This window comes from Nostoc sp. UHCC 0251 (assembly GCF_034932245.1).
Taxonomy (GTDB): Bacteria; Cyanobacteriota; Cyanobacteriia; order Cyanobacteriales; family Nostocaceae; genus Nostoc.
Genome location: NZ_JAYGHD010000538.1, coordinates 1 through 1180 on the forward strand (window position 1 = coordinate 1; position 1180 = coordinate 1180).

General features: G+C 33.1%; 1 protein-coding gene. It reads right to left on the reverse strand.

The annotated features are described in order from the left end of the window. Positions 1 to 293: 293 nt before the first annotated feature. Positions 294 to 980 (reverse strand): class I SAM-dependent methyltransferase, encoded by a 687-nt coding sequence (locus VB740_RS36675; RefSeq protein WP_323204707.1) that lies wholly within the window; start codon positions 978 to 980, stop codon positions 294 to 296. Positions 981 to 1180 lie beyond the last annotated feature (200 nt).

Consider the following 1180-nt stretch of genomic DNA (forward strand, 5'->3'; position numbering starts at 1 on the left):
ATCAGAATTCCCTTCTGCCTTGTCTACGACACGCTGCGCGATCTGCCTCCTGCCCTCTGCCTTTCCTGATAATAGTGCCAAAATAAAAACTGACTTTCATAAAGAGTTTTAGCCTTAACCCAAGCTTATTGTTTTATAGACTTTCATCATAAATACAACGATATTATTGGCTTGAAGCTTTCCTATAAAACGTTGATTTTAACCCTATAGAATAAAGTGAGCGGTAGAAGCATACTCGCCTGGTATTGTTGGTTTAGATAACTATGATTGGACTCTACTTTACTAATGAGTCCTTATTTTTCAATTTTAAAGGTACACAACTTAGTTTTTCTACCGTACAAAAGATTCTCCTCTATATAGGGTATCTTAAGAACTAACTCTATATTATCTACATTAAAAGGATGTTTATCTAAAATCACTCCTGAGTCGTGTTTTAATCGAATGTCAGCACCAGTTGGTATATCGACATTTGGTACATAATCCAGTTCAGTATCGGGAAGGGCTTCAGTGATAAATGTGTAATCATATTGAGGAATTTTTTCTAAAATTTTCTTGATGTCTTGGTTAGACAAATGCTGTAAAACTTGGCGAATTAAGCATATATCTCCCTTGGGTAAATCTTGTTCAATCATATCAAGACATACAAATTTTATATTGGTATTAGCATAATCTATGTTATTGCGTTCTACTAATTCTGGTACGATATCTACACCTATATATTGATATTTTATTTGACATACTTCTAGAGTTTGTAAAAGGTTTTGACCAACGCGAAAATCGCCACAACCTAAATCTACAATAGTGATATTAGCCGTAGCTATTTTTAGAGCAAAATTTTTGATTAATTCGCAATATTGTTGACTAAAATCAATATTGGAGCCTTTACCAGAGTAAAACTCTCCAGAATTCCCTCCCCAGGTATTATTTGTATATATTTCTGAAAAAATCTTACGGGTAGATATTTGTTGCTCTTGTGACATATAAATTAGTTCCAGACCAAAATTTAAAAAAATATTGCCAAATTCAGTTTAGGCGTGTTTGAGATTGGTTGATTGGCTCCTTGAGATTATAGTTGATATCTATGAATACAAAAACCCTATGATTTCATCGCGGCAAATTATGATGTAAGTAAGTTGGTCTGATAAAACCAATGTATGTTTAGTTTTGTAAAAACTGTGGA